Source organism: Ruminococcus difficilis (assembly GCF_016680995.1).
The window spans coordinates 169,545-185,466 of sequence record NZ_JAEQMG010000040.1 but is presented as its reverse complement, the minus strand read 5'-3'; the positions used below and the strand labels follow the sequence as shown (position 1 = coordinate 185,466).

The following is a 15,922-nucleotide window of genomic DNA, read 5'->3' as shown; positions in this document are numbered from 1 at the left end:
CGATTGGAAATCAAAATTGATTGTCAAATATGAATATAAACAACAAAATGCCGAAAGTCAACGGACAATCGGCATTTACTCTGTTTTCACCAAATATGAGATTTGATAAGGATGGATTATTGCGCACTTTTCAACGATTCAAGGCAATACCGCACAATTCGCGGCGCACGCCTTGCTTGCCTATTATTCCGTCAGATTGCCCAAAAATCCTTGTCCATACGACAGTATGCACGCGGATTATTTGTACACTCTGACGAAAAATATGACTACGCAATCCGCACACCGGAATGATGCGGTATTGCCTTAACTCACTAAACCGCGTGAGCGGTGGCGACAACGTCTACACCGGTGCCCGCGACGTCCGCAATCAGCACCTCGCCGATCACGACGGGCGCCTGTGCCTGAGCCGCGTTGATCGCCTCCATCACCGCGCCGATCTTATCCTTGGGGATATCGTACTGCGTTTTGCACGCGACGCGATCCTTTTTGCCACCGACAACCTTGATGGTCGAGGTGACGACGCGGGTGGGGTTGGTGACCTCTTTTTCGGCATAGGTCTTGCCGCGCGGACAGGTATAGCCGCTGATATCCCTGATCTCATCACCGTCCATCTCGACGGTCAGCAGACAGCCCATCGGGCAGTTGATACAGGTGAGTTCCTTTGTTTCCATTGTTGTTCCTTTCATTGTAGGGGCGGGTCTTGACCCGCCCGTTCGCAAAGTGAATAGATGTGTATCCATCCGGATCATCAAATTGATGATCCGTCGGGCGGGTCAAGACCCGCCCCTACATTCAGTTGTTTTCTATCTTCACCGTGATCGTTTTCAGATCCGGGATCTCTTCCAGTTGTTTCTTCAGGATGACGACCTGTTCCATCTCGCCGGGCGCTAAGATGCGCTTCTTTTGATGGCGGACGCGGGTATCGTCAAAATACACGCTGACATAGGAATCCTTGTACACATCCCCCACACGGAAACGGATCGTCAGCTGATCTTCCACATGATCGGGTCGGACGGTGACGGGCACGGTATAACGCACGCCGCCCTCGGCTTTGACAGAGATCTCTCTGCCGCTGTCGGCGGTATGCTCACCGCGCGCATAGCGTGAGGCGGTCACGCCCGCTTTTGCCGCTTCTTCGGAAACATAGTCCACGAGGTCGTGCACGTGCAGGACATTGCCGCAGGCAAAAACGCCCTCGATGTTGGTCTCCAGACTTTCGTTAACGACGGGACCGTTTGTGACAGGATTGAGCTGTACGCCCGCGGCGGTGCTCAGCTCATTCTCGGGGATCAGACCGCAGGACAGGAGCAGGGTGTCGCAGGTATAACGCTCCTCGGTGCCCTTGATCGGCTTGCGGTCGGCGCCGACCTCGGCGATGGTCACAGCGGTAATATGCTCCTTGCCCTCAATATCCACGACCGTATGTGATAACCGCAGCGGGATATCGAAGTCATCCAGACACTGGACGATATTGCGTTTCAAGCCGCCCGAATACGGCATCAGCTCGGCGACCAATTTGACTTTCGCGCCCTCTAAGGTCATGCGGCGCGCCATGATCAGTCCGATATCGCCCGAGCCGAGGATGACGACCTCTTTGCCGGGCATATAGCCCTCGATATTGACGAGGCGCTGTGCCGTTCCTGCCGAAAAAATGCCGGCGGGTCGATAGCCGGGGATGTTCAATGCCCCACGCGGACGTTCACGACAGCCCATCGCGAGGATGACCGCCTTTGCCTCGATCTGAAACATGCCGTCCTCACGGTTCATGGCGGTCACGACCCTGTCGGGTGAGATCTCCATGACCATGGTGTTCAGCAGATACGGGATCTTGCGCTCATTCACTTGCCGGATAAAGCGGTCGGCGTACTCGGGGCCGGTCAGTTCCTCCTTGAAGGTGTGCAGACCGAAGCCGTTGTGGATGCACTGGTTGAGGATGCCGCCGAGCTGTTCGTCACGCTCTAAGATCAGGATGTTTTTTGCGCCGTCATCATATGCCGCGACAGCCGCCGCCAATCCCGCGGGACCTCCGCCGACGATGACGATATCTACCTTATTCATTGCTGTCACCATCCTTTGTCCGTGCGAAAACGATCTTGGAACTGCCGCCGCTCTTCGTGACCTCGGTCAGGTCGATGTTCCGCTCACGGCGCAAAATCTCCATCACCTTAGGGCTACAAAAGCCCGCCTGACAGCGACCCATGCCCGCGCGTGTGCGGCGCTTGACGCCGTCGAGTGAGCGCGCGCCGACAGGACGGCGGATCGCGTCGAGGATCTCGCCCTCGGTGACGGATTCACAGCGGCAAATGATGTTGCCGTATGCGGGTTCACGGCGGATCAGCTCGTTACGCTCCTCGAGCGATAAGGTCGAGGGGTTCAGAATATCTTTTCGCCGGGCGATGTAATCCTCTTTCTCGCTCAGGCTGTATTTTTTTCGTATCAACTCGGCGATATACACGCCGATGGCGGGCGACGCGGTCAAGCCGGGGCTTTCGATGCCCGCGCAGTCAAAGAAGCCGGGCGCGTCATCAGGCTCGCCGAGGATGAAATCCCCGCCGTCCTCATGCGCGCGTAAGCCCGCAAAGGAGGTGATGACCTGTCGGGTCGGGAGGTCTTTGACGCTGAGCGCCGATTTTTCGATCACGCTGTCGATGCCGTCGGCAAAGGTGGCGGTACACTCCTTGTCGTCCATATCCACGGCGGTGGGTCCGACGATGGTATTGCCGTGGACGGTGGGCGTGACCAGAACGCCCTTTCCGAGCTTGGTGGGCAGCTGGAAAACGGTATGGTTCACAAAGCCCTGTACCGCGCGGTCGAGCAGGATATAGTCGCCGCGTCGCGGGGTGATGCGCAGCTTCTTTTCGGATACCATATTGTGGAATACATCCGCGTAAACGCCCGCGGCATTGACTACCGCTTTGGCGGTGTATTCTCCGTTATCGGTCACAACGTGCCATACGCCGTCATCACAATATACCTTTTTCACTTCGCTGTCAAAGCGGAATTCTGCGCCGTTGACGGCGGCATTCTCGGCAAAGGCAATGGTCAGCTTGAACGGACAGATCACGCCCGCCGTAGGCGCGTAGAGCGCGGCGACGACCTCGTCGCCGATATGCGGCTCCATCGCGAGCAATTCCGCGCGGTCGAGGATCCTGAGCCCCTCTACGCCGTTCTTCTCTCCCCTCTCCCTGAGCGCTTCGAGATCGGCGATATTTTTTTCATCCGTGCAGACGGTCAGTGACCCGATGCGGTCGAAGGGAACGTCCAGTTCGTCGCAGACGTCGCCCATCATGCGGTTGCCCTCGATATTGAACCTCGCCTTGAGGGTACCGTTGTGCGCGTCATAGCCCGAGTGGACGATGCCGCTGTTCGCTTTGCTGGTGCCGGAGCATACGTCCTCGTTTTTCTCGAGCACCAGAATCTTGGCATTGTATTTGCTGAGTTCTCTCGCCACGGCGCAACCGATCACGCCCGCGCCGAGGATGATGATGTCGTACATAAATCTTGTTCCTCACTTATTGGATCAATAGCCTTCCCCTCGGGGGGAAGGTGTCAACAATGTTGACGGATGAGGGGCTCACTTTTCCTCTAACTCTATTATACAAAGAGTTTTTTGTCTTTTATTGAGTCCCGGATTTTCCGCTCAATGTCATTACATATATCGTCAAACTCTTCATGTATTTGACGATTGGTATATCGTAAAACTTTTATTCCGATTCTTCTCAGGTAATCATCACGTTTTCTATCGCTTTGTTCCCCTTCTTTTGAATAATGCTGTGAACCGTCGAGTTCAATCACAATTCTTGCTACGGAAATATAAAAATCAACAATGTATTCTCCGATCACCTTTTGTCGATTAACCGTAATCGGCAATCGTTTCAAATAATCATACCAAAGGTGTTTCTCTTCCTTTGTCATATTCTTACGGAGATTTTGCGAAAAATCGGTTAGTTTATTCTGCATCGTTCACCACTCTTTGTAAAAAAGTTCGTAAGGATAGGTTATCCCCTCATCAGTCAGACAATCTGTCTGACAGCTTCCCCCCGAGGGGAAGCCTTTTTAGCTCCTCACTCTACTTCGCCCATCCTTTGGTGGCGGCGACTGCCTTGTTCCAGCCGGTGATCTCTTTTTCACGCCACTCATCGTCGCGCTCGGGCAGGAACTGGCGCTCCATGCGCCACTGGCGCTTGACGTCCTCTTTATCTGCCCAGAAACCGACTGCCAGACCCGCGAGGTACGATGCGCCCATCGCAGTGGTCTCGACGCAGGCGGGACGGTGCACGGGGGCGTTCATCACGTCCGCCTGGAACTGCATCAAAAAGTTGTTCATGCTCGCGCCGCCGTCGACCTTCAACGAATCCAGACGGATGCCGGAATCCAGCTCCATGGCATGGAGCACGTCGTTGGTCTGGAAGGCGAGCGATTCCAAGGTCGCGCGGATCAGGTGGTATTTGTTCACACCGCGGGTCAGTCCCATGATCGCGCCGCGCGCGTAGGGATCCCAATGCGGCGCGCCCAAGCCCGTGAACGCGGGCACGACATAACAGCCCGCCGTATCGCTGACGCGGGTCGCGAAGTACTCGCTGTCGGGGGAGCCGTCGATCAGCTTGAGCTCGTCACGGAGCCACTGGATCGCCGCGCCCGCGACATAGACGGAGCCTTCGAGCGCGTAATTCACCTTTCCGTCAAGCCCCCACGCGATGGTGGTGAGCAGTCCGTTCTCGGAATAAACAGGCTTTTCGCCCGTGTTCATCAGCATGAAACAGCCGGTACCGTAGGTATTCTTCGCCTCGCCCTCATGAAAGCACGTTTGTCCGAACAGCGCCGCCTGCTGATCGCCCGCGGCTCCCGCGATCGGGATCTCGCCGCCGAAGAATTCGGGGTCGGAGGTGCCGTAGATACAGCTCGAGGGCTTGACCTCGGGCAGCATGGCGGCGGGGATATCGAGCTCCTGCAGAATATCTTCATCCCACATAAGGGTATTGATATTGAACAGCATGGTACGCGAGGCGTTGGAGTAGTCGGTGACATGGATCCTGCCCTTACTGAGCTTGAACATCAGCCATGTGTCGACCGTGCCGAAGAGCAGTTCGCCGCGCTCGGCGCGTTCACGCGCGCCCTCGACGTTCTCTAAGATCCAGCGCAGCTTTGTCGCGGAAAAGTAGGGATCGATGACCAGACCCGTCTTTTCACGAAAGCTCTCGGTCAAGCCCTTTTCGACGAGCTGATCGGAATAATCGGCGGTTCGTCTGCACTGCCAGACGATCGCGTGACTGACCGGCTGACCCGTCGCCTTGTCCCACACGATGGTGGTCTCGCGCTGATTGGTGATGCCGATCGCGGCGATCTCGTCATAGGTCGCGCCGATCTTGCGCATCGCCTCACGCGCGACGCTGAGCTGCGTCTGCCAGATCTCGTTGGCGTCATGCTCGACCCATCCGGGCTGCGGAAAATACTGGGTGAATTCCTTTTGCGCTACCGAGCACATATTGCCCTCGCGGTCAAAGAGGATACAGCGGTTCGAGGTCGTGCCGGAATCCAGCGCCATGATATATTGCTTCATAGGTGCCTCCTGGGAGTTATTTTGATTCAACCCTCCGAGCGCGCAAGCGCGCCCACCTCCCTTAGGAAAGGGAGGCTATCATTTATATTATACCAGTATTGTCGACGTTTTTTCTATCCTCATAGCGTACAAGATTATGATCGGAAAACTGTACAATATTACCTTAGTGTGGTATAATGATATCAGAATCATTTGATCGGCTGAGATCACCACGGGGCGCATTTCAGATTGTCATTGCGAGGAGGAACATCGTTTCGACGCGGCAATCTCACCCTTATCCTCTGCGCCCCTTACAATGTCTGTTTTGAATAAAAGTGTTGAGGTGCGATATGGTCAAGATATTATTCGTATGTCACGGGAACATCTGCCGCAGTCCGATGGCGGAATTCGTGATGAAAGATTATGTCAAAAAGGCGGGACTGGAGAAGGAATTTGAGATCGCCTCCGCCGCCACCAGCCGCGAGGAGCTGGGCAATCCCGTCTATCCTCCCGCGCGCAGAGAGCTTGCAAAGCACGGTCTGTCCTGCTCGGGCAAGTACGCCTGTCAGATGACCGCCGCCGATTATGAGCGCTACGACTACATCCCGATCATGGATCGGAACAATCAGCGCAACATCATGCGGATCATCGGCAGTGACCCCGAGAACAAGGTGCGCCTGCTGATGGAATACGCGGGCAGTACGCGCGACGTCGCCGACCCGTGGTATACGGGCGACTTTGCGGCGACATGGGACGATATCACAAAAGGATGTCGGGCGCTGCTGGAAACGATCCGAAAAGAAAGAAGCATATAATAACAGGCTGTCTGATCGAATATCAGGCAGCCTTGTTTGATGGTTGGGAATATTTTGCAGTGCTATACTGTTTTATTTATGCGTAGATCAATCTTGCGGCGGTGTCGAAGTCATAGTGCAGATTCACCATGCTGACCGCCTCGCCGAGCTTACGGGTCAGACTGCGCTCGATGGCTGCGATGGGATAATCATCGTCGAGGGTGATGTATTTGAGCAGCCAGCCTCTCTCACTGCGCTGTGCGCGCATGATGCGCATATCGCGCATGGAGGAAGTCTCCTGGGCGGCGGCGTCCATAATGTTCTCGGGCTTGTCAAAAGTTCTTTCGAATAACATGGTCATTCTCCTTTACAAATAAGCATTGTTCGTTCCTACAATCTTAGCTTGAATGAAAGAGTAGATGTCCATATCAAATCATGCAATTTGAAAAAAGAGTGTTTAAAAGTGAAAACAGGGGTAGAAAAATGAAGAAAACATGGTATAATGAACACAAATTCAACATCACAGGGCACAGCAAAGCTGACCTACCGCGTTTAGATTCGCAAAAGTAAACGCAATACGCCGTGACTTCAAAATATTGAATAGCGAGTCTGCTTTACTGTCTGCGTGTTGGATTTATTTTGTGGTTACCGGATCAACAGATCCGGCTTGAGGTGGACGTCATCCGCAGGGATGGCGTCCATTCCCATTATCTGCATCAACCACTTCATGCTCTCATCACCCTCAGCGACCATCTCATACGGAGATTTTCCGCCGAGACTCATGCGTTTGGTACTGTTAATATGGTTCATCAGCAAGGTAATGTCATCATCGGTGTAACCGTCAAGGCTCTTTCCTTTCGGAATCACATAGCGGATGTATTCATGGTTCTTTTCGATCTCTGCCTTTTGCCATGAAGCCATCGGATCACAGTAGAATACTCTGCATCTCTGCTCGCCGGTATACGGCGCGTATTCCAGATAATCCGTCATCCTGAATTCCGGTCCGTTATCCGTGAGGATCACTGTAAACAGCGACTTGAACTCCGGCATATCCAAAACATCCAGCAGACTGTCAAAGAAATCGACTACCGTCTGAGCCTTACCGTCGGGGATCAGCTTCATCAGCATGATGTTCGACTTCACAAACAGCATCGTAAGTATTCGCTGTCCTTTTGACCTTGTACCGACCACAGTATCCATCTGTACGATCGAGCAGTTCGGATGTTCCTCTATGAATCTCTTGTAGTCCTCATAGGTATGCTCATAGCGGTAGGCAAAATGATCGCCCTTTAACGCAACCTGCTTTTTTCGCTTTCTCGGCTTGTACCTTACCTTTCTTCTCAGATCGATGTTACGCACCGAAAGGATCCCGCTGTCGATGTAGTTGTACAGCGTCCTGAGCGATACAGGCATTTCCGCTTCATGCTCGGCGTAAATATGTGACAGCGGCTGTCCCTTATTCACTTGCTTCTTAAGAAGGTTGTCAAGGGAATCTAACTGTTCTGCTGTTAGATGAACGCCGCGTCTCGAATCCGACCGTCTTCTATTCGCCGCCGCGTCAGCCAGCTTTGCGGAATAAATGTATCTGTTCTTGCTGCATTTATCCTTACGGGCACAGCGGTTGCATACATACGGCGGTTGCTCAACGACCGAGCACTTAGACGGTCTGTACCTCGGGCAAATGTCGCTACACTTGTAGTACCGGCATTTCACACACAATATACTGCAGTAGTTTTCAGGACAGAGATTCTTCTGAGCACACCTTCTGGCGTTGACACAGTCGTTGTTCATATAGAACGAGCCGCGGATAACTGTGCGGTTGGCGCGTATCTCTCTGGACACGGTCTCAGGACATTTACCGATATCCTCGGATATCTTTCTCATGGACTTTCCGGAACACAATCCGGCTTCGATAATGATTCTGTCACTCAGTGTAATTTGTTTCATGATTACCTCTTTCCCGCAGACAGTAACCACTCACTTTTACACTACCTTATTGCAATACTAAACGCAATACTTTTTCTACTTTTCTCACCCTTTCCTCGACATTTACTTTTTCATTCTAACTCCTACAATCTTATTATAACAAAGGATCATGACAATAAACGGGACTCTGGGATCGCATCGCTTTTCGTTAATTGTAAAAGTAAACGCAAGTAATACCCGACATTTACTCTTACAAACAAGGATTCAGTATTACAAAATCATTGGTAAATGACAAAAGATCCGAGGCAATACGCTTCGGATCTTTTTACGTTACCAGTTCTTGATAGCGGCACAGGGTGAGCGACTTCTCCCGATAGATTGCTCCATCCAAAAGTATTCCACTCGGGTGACCGTTGATCACAGCGGTACGGTCGATCAACCTGCCGTCCTTATCCAAATCGGGGTGCACCAATATCTCGGTACGATCCGGGATCTCCGAATCAAACAGATCGGGATATCTGCCGAAATGCTCCGAGGTCCGCAAGCCTTGATCCCGCCAGAATCGGTTATCGATCCGCCCGTCGGTCACGCGCGGATGCGCGGGTGTATCGAGCGTGCGGTTCAGGCGGATACTGTCGATCCCGCACTGACGACAAACCTCGGCGAAGATCGGTGCGAGAGTTTGATAGGTGTGCAAATAATGATGGGAGTCGGCATGGGTGATCGCGATACCCGCGCCTCGGATACGTTCCGCCTGCGCGCAAAGCTCATCAAAAACCGCCTTGCGCTCCGCCGCATCCAACTCACGCGGCTGCTGCAAAAACGCGCGGTGAAATCCGCCGTCCTTGACAAACAGCGGCGCCTTTGTGATCCCGTCGGTCAGCGGTCGACCCTCGGTCAGATTGAAGTGGACGCCGATCCGATCGGTCAGTCCGAACTCCTTCGCCATCTGAACAGCTTCATCAAAAAACGACCCGTTCGCCATCATGGTGGTATCGGTGATCAACCCCTCGCGCAGTGCGCGGAGGATCGCCTTGGTACAGCTCTCGTTCATCCCGAAATCATCGCCGTTGATCGTAACGCGCGGCATCCTCTCACCTCCCGAATTCTTTCCTTTATTCTATGTGATACCGCTGTTTCTGTCAAGATTTTCCGCTGACAGATTCTTCCTGCGCGATTTCCGTATTTTCTTATGATGGGTGCAAACACTATATCTGCAAACTTTTGTAAACCAAAACAAGGAGATTCAGATATGAAAGCAACAGGAATCGTCAGACGCATCGATGACCTCGGCCGCGTCGTCATCCCCAAGGAGATCCGCCGCACCCTGCGTATCCGCGAGGGTGACCAGTCACTGACAACATTGACAACTCGGCAAAAATTCTGCTTTGCAATGTTAGATTTAGGCAAAAGAGCCGGCCTTGATTAGTACATAATGACGAAGAAAAACATACGCTGAGGTATCAGCAAAGGGGGAAAAACGATGGATACCATTTATAACAACACAGAGAGAATACAGCAATTATCTCAGGAGCTGCTCACCAACACGCGATTGTTGCAAAAGCATCAAGACGAGTGTGATTTTGATCGTTTTGTCAGCACAACCAAAAAGGGAGCGCGCATTACTTCCAACATGTTTTTATTGTATCGGGAGCTTTTGCTTTCGCTCAAAGAATCTATTCCATCCTTTCCGGGGCTTGACCGGATCAACCATATCGAATGTGAGATCATGGGTATCTCTGTCGAACAGGTTGCAGATTTTGACTTCCCGATGTACAAGATCACACTCCCGATGCTCCTGCCCAATATGCGCAGAAGAAAGGAGGATTACAACAACGCTCTGGCACAAACGGTCAACGAGGCTGTGCATCACTTCTGCATAAAAAACGGCATCCAACCGTTTGAGCACGCAAAGGTGGCGTTTCTGACCTACTGCAATCATCCGCAGTTTGCCATTGACAATGACAATAAAGAAGCGTCCGTCATCATCAACGGATTGATCGGTCACTTTCTGATCGATGATTCACCATATACGTGTGACACCGCCTATTACTGCAAATCGAAAGGAGTCGGTCAGAACAAAACCGAGATCTATATCACAGATAATGAACATGAAATTGATCTTATGTTTCTGATACATGATATACGCCGTGACGGCAACTCGTAATTTAGGTGTCACAAATCTTTGAATTACCCCTGTCACAAATACCCAAAAACAAAATCAAGTAACGTGACAGGGGTAATGATTCAGGCATTTCACTGTTGATGCGGTTCGAGAGACGATTGAAACAAATTCGCCGCTCCACCTTCCTAAGGAACAAAAATATAAAGTACAAAAACAGTGTAGCAAAATACTATAATGATAAGGAGAACAAAAGATGTCAAATAATGAAAACAATCCCGGATATCACATCGACTTCAGCAGAGAAAAATACGACTCGAGATATGACCGTCTTTTGAATATCCTGTATTATTCAAAAGAGATCCCCAGCGATCTATATCAACACATGAATATGTCAAGCACCAACTTCAGAAAGGCAATCTCGATCCTGAAGCAAAGAGGATATATCAAGCGGATCAGCAGAGACGGCGCTATCGGATATATCCTGACAAACTCTGGGAAGTTGCTGACCTCACACCCTCATTACATAAAGTATAAGAGCTGTCTCGAGGACGATAATCGGCAGTACGATATCAAGCACCGAACCAGAAAAAGGCAATTCGCATATCTTTACGCCCTCCTCGACCGTATGGGGATCCCCTATGAATCCGATGAAAAGCCGGATATTTCGGAGACGATCGACCAAAGCAATCATCAAGTATACTTCTATACCGCGTTGGATTTCAAGCGCATGCTGGGTGTCAGGTCAACCGTATTTAAGGGGTCAAGGGTCTTAGGCTTTTTCGGAGGAAGAGGAAAGATCATCCCTGTCTATCGGACAAATCATGATATGAAGACCTTTTCAAAGCAAGAAGGGTTACTCCCCTACTTCTTAACTCAAGTATATTCGATTCCCGTAAGCGGCGCCATACTGATCTGCAATGATGAAAAGTCGGTGATCGATATCACAAAACAAATCATCGCCAACTACCGAAACGATGATAAAAAAGGCATCAATACCGCCAAATATTCGGAGTTCTATGTTTTCGATAGCGGAGATAACTTTTACAGCCGTTTTGAAGATCTGTATAACGATCACAGCGATTTAATGCACAGGCTGATCGAACAGGGCGACATAGAAACCACCGACAGAGATGATGAGGGCAGGTATCGGCTCCGGATCGGCACAGGATTCTATCATGATGCCCCGGTATGGTTTTGCCCCGGGAATATCAATGCTGTAACGCTCAGGTTGTTTATCCATAACGCTGAAACCAACGCAAAGATGAATTATATCATTTGTCAGGATCGGGATTTGGGTATACTGAAAGAGACAGCAGAGAGACCGTCGCTCAGAGTAGGATCGATCAGAGAGCAATAGATCGGTACGATGACATTAACACTGCAATCAACAACAGCGGAATCGGTTTGAAAAAACTATTCCTCTATAGCAGATACATATTATAAATATAAAGGAGGTTCGTATAATGGATAAGAACGAACAGAAAAAGAATCACGATATCGAAAAGGAAACCGTCGGTTTCAGCTTTCCGCTATCAGATCTTCTGTATACTCAGGGCTTCAGAAAAAGACTGGAGGCCGCAAGGAAGAAACTGGAAGCCGATCCCAAAGCAGAGCTCAAATCATCCGGCATCCTGATCGTTTCGGATGAACTGAGCGACGGAAAGTACGCGGTCAAATCGACATCATTCGGATCAATCAACAATACGATCAACACATTAGCGCATGTGCTGATCGACAAGCTGATAAGGGGCACCCCTCCCAAAAGAGAAGTGCGGGAGCAGGTGTTGGAAAACTTCATGAACTACTTTATCAGCGAAGCCACTGCTCGGTTCTTTGATGATGTTGATAATGAATCGGAATAAGACATTCAGACTAAAAGATGAAAAAAGATAACAAAGAGAATAGATGATGACAATTCTCTTAAGGAATCACACACATACATATATATTGTGTGTGATTCTTCTTGCGATGTAAAGGAACTGATGTTATACTGATCTACAGATAATCAATCTCACAGAAAAGCTTAGAAAATGAACACGGTTTAAAGGCCCTGCCACTATTATCGTAGGGCTGAAGAAAAAAACTGCAGAAAGCGAGATTAACAATAGCTCTGCTTGATGCTTAACAAAACAATTTATTATAGATACGGAACACGTCAAATCTTTCTTGGGGGAACAGAATGGAGAACAATGAATACTTGTACCATTATACCAGTGTAGAAACACTGGCGCTAATCCTAAAGAATCGATCCATCCGATTTAATTCTCTTGATAAAATGGATGATCTTCAAGAGCAGGAAACATACGATTTAAAAAATGCCGGTCAATTTGTTTACGTCAGTTCCTGGACTGATGATGAATCAGAAAGCATTCCGATGTGGAATATGTACGCCTCATTAGACAAGGGAGTTAGAATTCGTCTATCTAAGAATCCTTTTAGGCTGTATAACAACACAGCGGAAGATTTAGCTAAAGCTAAAGGCTTACATATCACAGACGCATCAAAGGGCAATTCCATACAGACTATTATTCCGCTTGCAGAGATCTTCTCAAAAGGGTTCATTTCCATACAGGCTATCACAAAAGATCTTTTATGTAAAGTAGAGTATACTGACGAAAAAGAGAAGTTATATCCCAAATTGCTTCTTGAAAACGGAAACCAATTCTCCATCAATTTTGGTAAATTGGGGAAATATAAAAATCTGCATTGGCAATTTCAAAAGGAATGGCGATATATTCTTAATATCTATCCGCTAAATCTAATGCAATCGCCGGATAAAATCAATACAGATTTTCAGATGTTTGCAAACAGATTGTTGTTTGGTGCGGAAAAACAACCGTTTTCTTATTACGATATGATAATAGACGACAAAGCCTTTGCCGATATGCAAGTTACATTAAGCCCTCGGATCGGTGCAGGCAGCAGAGTAATCGTTCAAGATTTAATTGAAAAGTATAATCCGACAGCTGAATTAAAGGAAAGCTGTCTTTCAGGAATGTTATAAACGAAATGAAGGATATAGATCAGCAGATCCATATACGATAATGATATGTGTATTTATTTAAGAAATCGAGATAACCTTACATACAACGGTAGAGAACACATTTTTCCTGCAGCCATCGGTGGAATTCACACTTTAGAAAAGGGATGCGTTTCAGATCAAGCTAATTCTATTTTCTGCAAACTGGAAGATGAAATGATTCATGCTTCTACAGTATCTCTTTGCAGAGGCTTTTCCGGACCCGGAAAACGAGGTTCTACCTTGCCATCCGGAACTGTAAGAATACTGTACTTCTCTGATAATGACGACATCAGTAATAAACTAAGCCTTGGATTTATGAGTATGGGAAAAGTATATCATATACCTCATATCAGTATATCGGCTAATTCTTTTTCCTTTAGTGACGAATACACTTCCGAAAAGGAATTAACGGAATCATTTCATAAGTTTCTTAATATGCTTTCGGAATTCAATAAAAGCCCCAGATTTGTGAACATCACGCCGGATAACTATTCGGATGATACTATCCTAATTGGATTCTATGATAAGAAATGGTATGTTGTATGTCCTGATAAAGAAAGCATCCACGACAAAATAGATGCTTTGTTAAAATCAAAAGATTCCGTGGGGGGTGTTTCTCACAGTATTCTTCAGCCAAGTCTAAATGATAGAATACTGGAAAGCAAAGCTACAGATCGCGCTTATGCAAAAATTGCATTTAACGTATTGTGTAAATTATACGGCGCGGATTTTGTAAGCAGTCATGACTTTGACATATTCAGGAATTGGATTGTTAGCGGAGAACCAAATAATAACAACTGGATCAACGAACACATATGTCAGAATTCTGACTTTCCGATCCGTTTTCCCGAAGATGCACATTGGTGTTTACTAACACAAATCCAAAACCAAATATGTGCTATCGTATGCCTTTATAATATTTTAAGAAGAAAGTATATAATAGGAGAGATACCTAACGGTAGTCGTTTTCGAAAAATAGACGGATATATCTGCGATTGGAAAAACCATATTGAATACAATTTGATGGAATATATCAATACGATAATCCGTTAGTAGTTTACCCTGTTGAAGCTCGGCATGGAACGCGTCACTACTCACGTGTGTTCCGGCGGCAGCGGCATCGGTTTTATGACGACCTTTAATACACTCAAAAAAGCATACGCGAGGCAGATTTATCACCGAGTTCGAACATCGAGCCCCGTTCTCAAAAACCGTATCCTTCCGCTTCGACGGTGAAAGCGCCTTTATCATCAATTCCTATCGCATAGACGAGCTCCAACAGCTCATTAAACGAAATGATGTCTTCTATCTCTGAGAAGCTATTGACCCTGCTGATATAACAGCCTGCTAATTATATCAGACTTATCATAAAACACATACAATAAAACAACCACCTATGATAGAACACTCGATCTATCATAGGTGGTTTCACATTTTGATTATGTTTGAGCCATTTGATATTCTGAAAAAGCTACTGGGCACTGACATCTACCATTTGACGAAGAAATTACGAAGAACCGCCTTTCAACAGCTGAAGGATTCTTTCTTCACTCCAGTATTGATTGGAATAAATCTCCGCTTTCCCGTCAACAAGCTTCACGATCAAGCAGGATGAGGCATCTTCTCTTTCGGCGGAGTTATCAAAAATATAGAGTTCATCACATACAGATAACAGCGACGGAAGGAGCTTCAAAGCCTTATGCCAACGGTCTTTGATTTTATTCTCCGGCACAGAATGTCCCCCACCCAGCACGCGTTTCTTGACCCTTTGTACATTTATTTGCGGATCAACAGTCAGAACGTAGAAGCAGGTGATATAATAACCCTTCTCTTTGGCGCGAATCATTAGTTTCAAGTTTCTTTCGGTAGATAATACCGTTTCAAAGGTAAAGTCCTTTTCACAATCCAAAAGATACTCTCGCGTTCTTTCGGCAATCAGCGCCGCATCCATATCGGAACACTTCGTTGCCGTTTTAATCACATCTGCGTTAACGTATTCTCCGACTGTTCCGATTTTTGAAGTAATGGTGCTTTTACCGGAACCATTCGGCCCGGCAAAGACAAGCAGATTTGGCATTCAGCGGCCCTCCGTTATTCGTCTGTATATCGAAGGTTACCGGATTCATCCAAATATGCAGATCTCGGAACAATAGGAGCATCGGAGCTCTCTTTGATCGCCTGCAAAAACATTGCGTTGACGTCTTTATCCTTGAATAGAGCATTATCCTCCCGCGGAGCTGTCACATCAAACGGAAACCCCCTATCCGCAATAAAACGGTTCAAAAAAATGTTAATAGCACCACTCAATGAAATACCTATCGACTCTGCGATCGCCTCAGCTTTCGCTTTAGAAGAATCATTATAACGAACAGAAATAACAGCCATACAAACAACTCCTTTCAATCTTTTGTTTCGCTATTATTATATACCGATATTCGCAAAAAGTCAATATATGTCATACATTTAACATATATTGTATGACATGGTATTAAACGCATCACAAAAGATTCCGTATG

The 15,922-nt window shown here is 48.2% G+C and carries 16 protein-coding genes and 1 pseudogene; 7 read left to right on the top strand and 10 right to left on the bottom strand.

Annotated features, from left to right (window positions below):
- Positions 1-311: 311 nt before the first annotated feature.
- The 5 genes from JKK62_RS03255 to glpK form a co-directional block, all read right to left on the bottom strand.
- Positions 312-671 carry a DUF1667 domain-containing protein gene (locus JKK62_RS03255; protein ID WP_201427019.1) on the bottom strand — a complete coding sequence of 120 codons (360 nt, stop codon included), beginning with the start codon at positions 669-671 and terminating at the stop codon, positions 312-314.
- Between the two features lie 121 nt (positions 672-792).
- Positions 793-2,058 (bottom strand): NAD(P)/FAD-dependent oxidoreductase, encoded by a 1,266-nt coding sequence (locus JKK62_RS03250; RefSeq protein WP_201426972.1) that lies wholly within the window; start codon positions 2,056-2,058, stop codon positions 793-795.
- Positions 2,051-3,496, bottom strand: coding sequence for an NAD(P)/FAD-dependent oxidoreductase (locus tag JKK62_RS03245; RefSeq protein ID WP_201426971.1), 1,446 nt, complete (start codon positions 3,494-3,496; stop codon positions 2,051-2,053). Before JKK62_RS03245 ends, JKK62_RS03250 begins: the two co-directional genes overlap by 8 nt.
- A 98-nt stretch (positions 3,497-3,594) precedes the next feature.
- Positions 3,595-3,960, bottom strand: a complete 366-nt coding sequence (locus JKK62_RS03240; protein WP_201426970.1) for an endonuclease domain-containing protein — start codon at positions 3,958-3,960, stop codon at positions 3,595-3,597.
- A 109-nt stretch (positions 3,961-4,069) separates the two neighbouring features.
- Complete coding sequence (gene glpK, locus JKK62_RS03235) at positions 4,070-5,560, bottom strand: glycerol kinase GlpK (RefSeq protein ID WP_201426969.1); 1,491 nt, start codon at positions 5,558-5,560, stop codon at positions 4,070-4,072.
- A 329-nt stretch (positions 5,561-5,889) separates the two neighbouring features.
- Here glpK and JKK62_RS03230 point away from each other — a divergent pair, with 329 nt between their 5' ends.
- A complete protein-coding gene (locus JKK62_RS03230; RefSeq protein WP_201426968.1) occupies positions 5,890-6,354 on the top strand; it encodes a low molecular weight protein-tyrosine-phosphatase in 465 nt (154 codons plus the stop codon).
- 76 nt (positions 6,355-6,430) lie between these two features.
- On the opposite strand, the gene JKK62_RS03225 is transcribed toward JKK62_RS03230, so the two are convergent.
- From JKK62_RS03225 to JKK62_RS03215, 3 genes are all read right to left on the bottom strand, one after another.
- A complete protein-coding gene (locus JKK62_RS03225) occupies positions 6,431-6,688 on the bottom strand; it encodes a hypothetical protein (RefSeq protein ID WP_201426967.1) in 258 nt (85 codons plus the stop codon).
- A gap of 290 nt (positions 6,689-6,978) precedes the next feature.
- Positions 6,979-8,280, bottom strand: coding sequence for an IS30 family transposase (locus JKK62_RS03220; protein WP_201426966.1), 1,302 nt, complete (start codon positions 8,278-8,280; stop codon positions 6,979-6,981).
- 304 nt (positions 8,281-8,584) lie between these two features.
- Positions 8,585-9,349, bottom strand: a complete 765-nt coding sequence (locus JKK62_RS03215; protein ID WP_201426965.1) for a carbohydrate deacetylase — start codon at positions 9,347-9,349, stop codon at positions 8,585-8,587.
- A 162-nt stretch (positions 9,350-9,511) separates the two neighbouring features.
- Between JKK62_RS03215 and abrB the strand changes: the two are divergent.
- The 6 genes and pseudogenes from abrB to JKK62_RS03185 form a co-directional block, all read left to right on the top strand.
- A pseudogene (abrB, locus tag JKK62_RS17440) lies at positions 9,512-9,607 on the top strand (transition state genes transcriptional regulator AbrB); the annotation flags it as partial.
- Positions 9,608-9,742: 135 nt separating this feature from the next.
- Positions 9,743-10,426: a DUF6100 family protein gene (locus JKK62_RS03205; RefSeq protein ID WP_201426963.1), complete on the top strand. Its 684-nt coding sequence runs from the start codon at positions 9,743-9,745 to the stop codon at positions 10,424-10,426.
- 211 nt (positions 10,427-10,637) lie between these two features.
- A complete protein-coding gene (locus tag JKK62_RS03200) occupies positions 10,638-11,741 on the top strand; it encodes a hypothetical protein (protein ID WP_201426962.1) in 1,104 nt (367 codons plus the stop codon).
- Between the two features lie 106 nt (positions 11,742-11,847).
- On the top strand, positions 11,848-12,246 hold the full coding sequence (locus JKK62_RS03195; protein WP_201426961.1) for a hypothetical protein: 399 nt from the start codon (positions 11,848-11,850) through the stop codon (positions 12,244-12,246).
- A 317-nt stretch (positions 12,247-12,563) separates the two neighbouring features.
- Positions 12,564-13,388, top strand: coding sequence for a DUF2971 domain-containing protein (locus JKK62_RS03190; RefSeq protein ID WP_201426960.1), 825 nt, complete (start codon positions 12,564-12,566; stop codon positions 13,386-13,388).
- 45 nt (positions 13,389-13,433) lie between these two features.
- Complete coding sequence (locus tag JKK62_RS03185; RefSeq protein WP_201426959.1) at positions 13,434-14,459, top strand: hypothetical protein; 1,026 nt, start codon at positions 13,434-13,436, stop codon at positions 14,457-14,459.
- Positions 14,460-14,913: 454 nt separating this feature from the next.
- On the opposite strand, the gene JKK62_RS03180 is transcribed toward JKK62_RS03185, so the two are convergent.
- Together JKK62_RS03180 and JKK62_RS03175 are read right to left on the bottom strand one after the other, a co-directional pair.
- Positions 14,914-15,483: an ATPase gene (locus JKK62_RS03180; protein ID WP_201426958.1), complete on the bottom strand. Its 570-nt coding sequence runs from the start codon at positions 15,481-15,483 to the stop codon at positions 14,914-14,916.
- Between the two features lie 14 nt (positions 15,484-15,497).
- Positions 15,498-15,791 (bottom strand): type II toxin-antitoxin system RelB/DinJ family antitoxin, encoded by a 294-nt coding sequence (locus tag JKK62_RS03175; RefSeq protein WP_201426957.1) that lies wholly within the window; start codon positions 15,789-15,791, stop codon positions 15,498-15,500.
- Between the last annotated feature and the right edge of the window lie 131 nt (positions 15,792-15,922).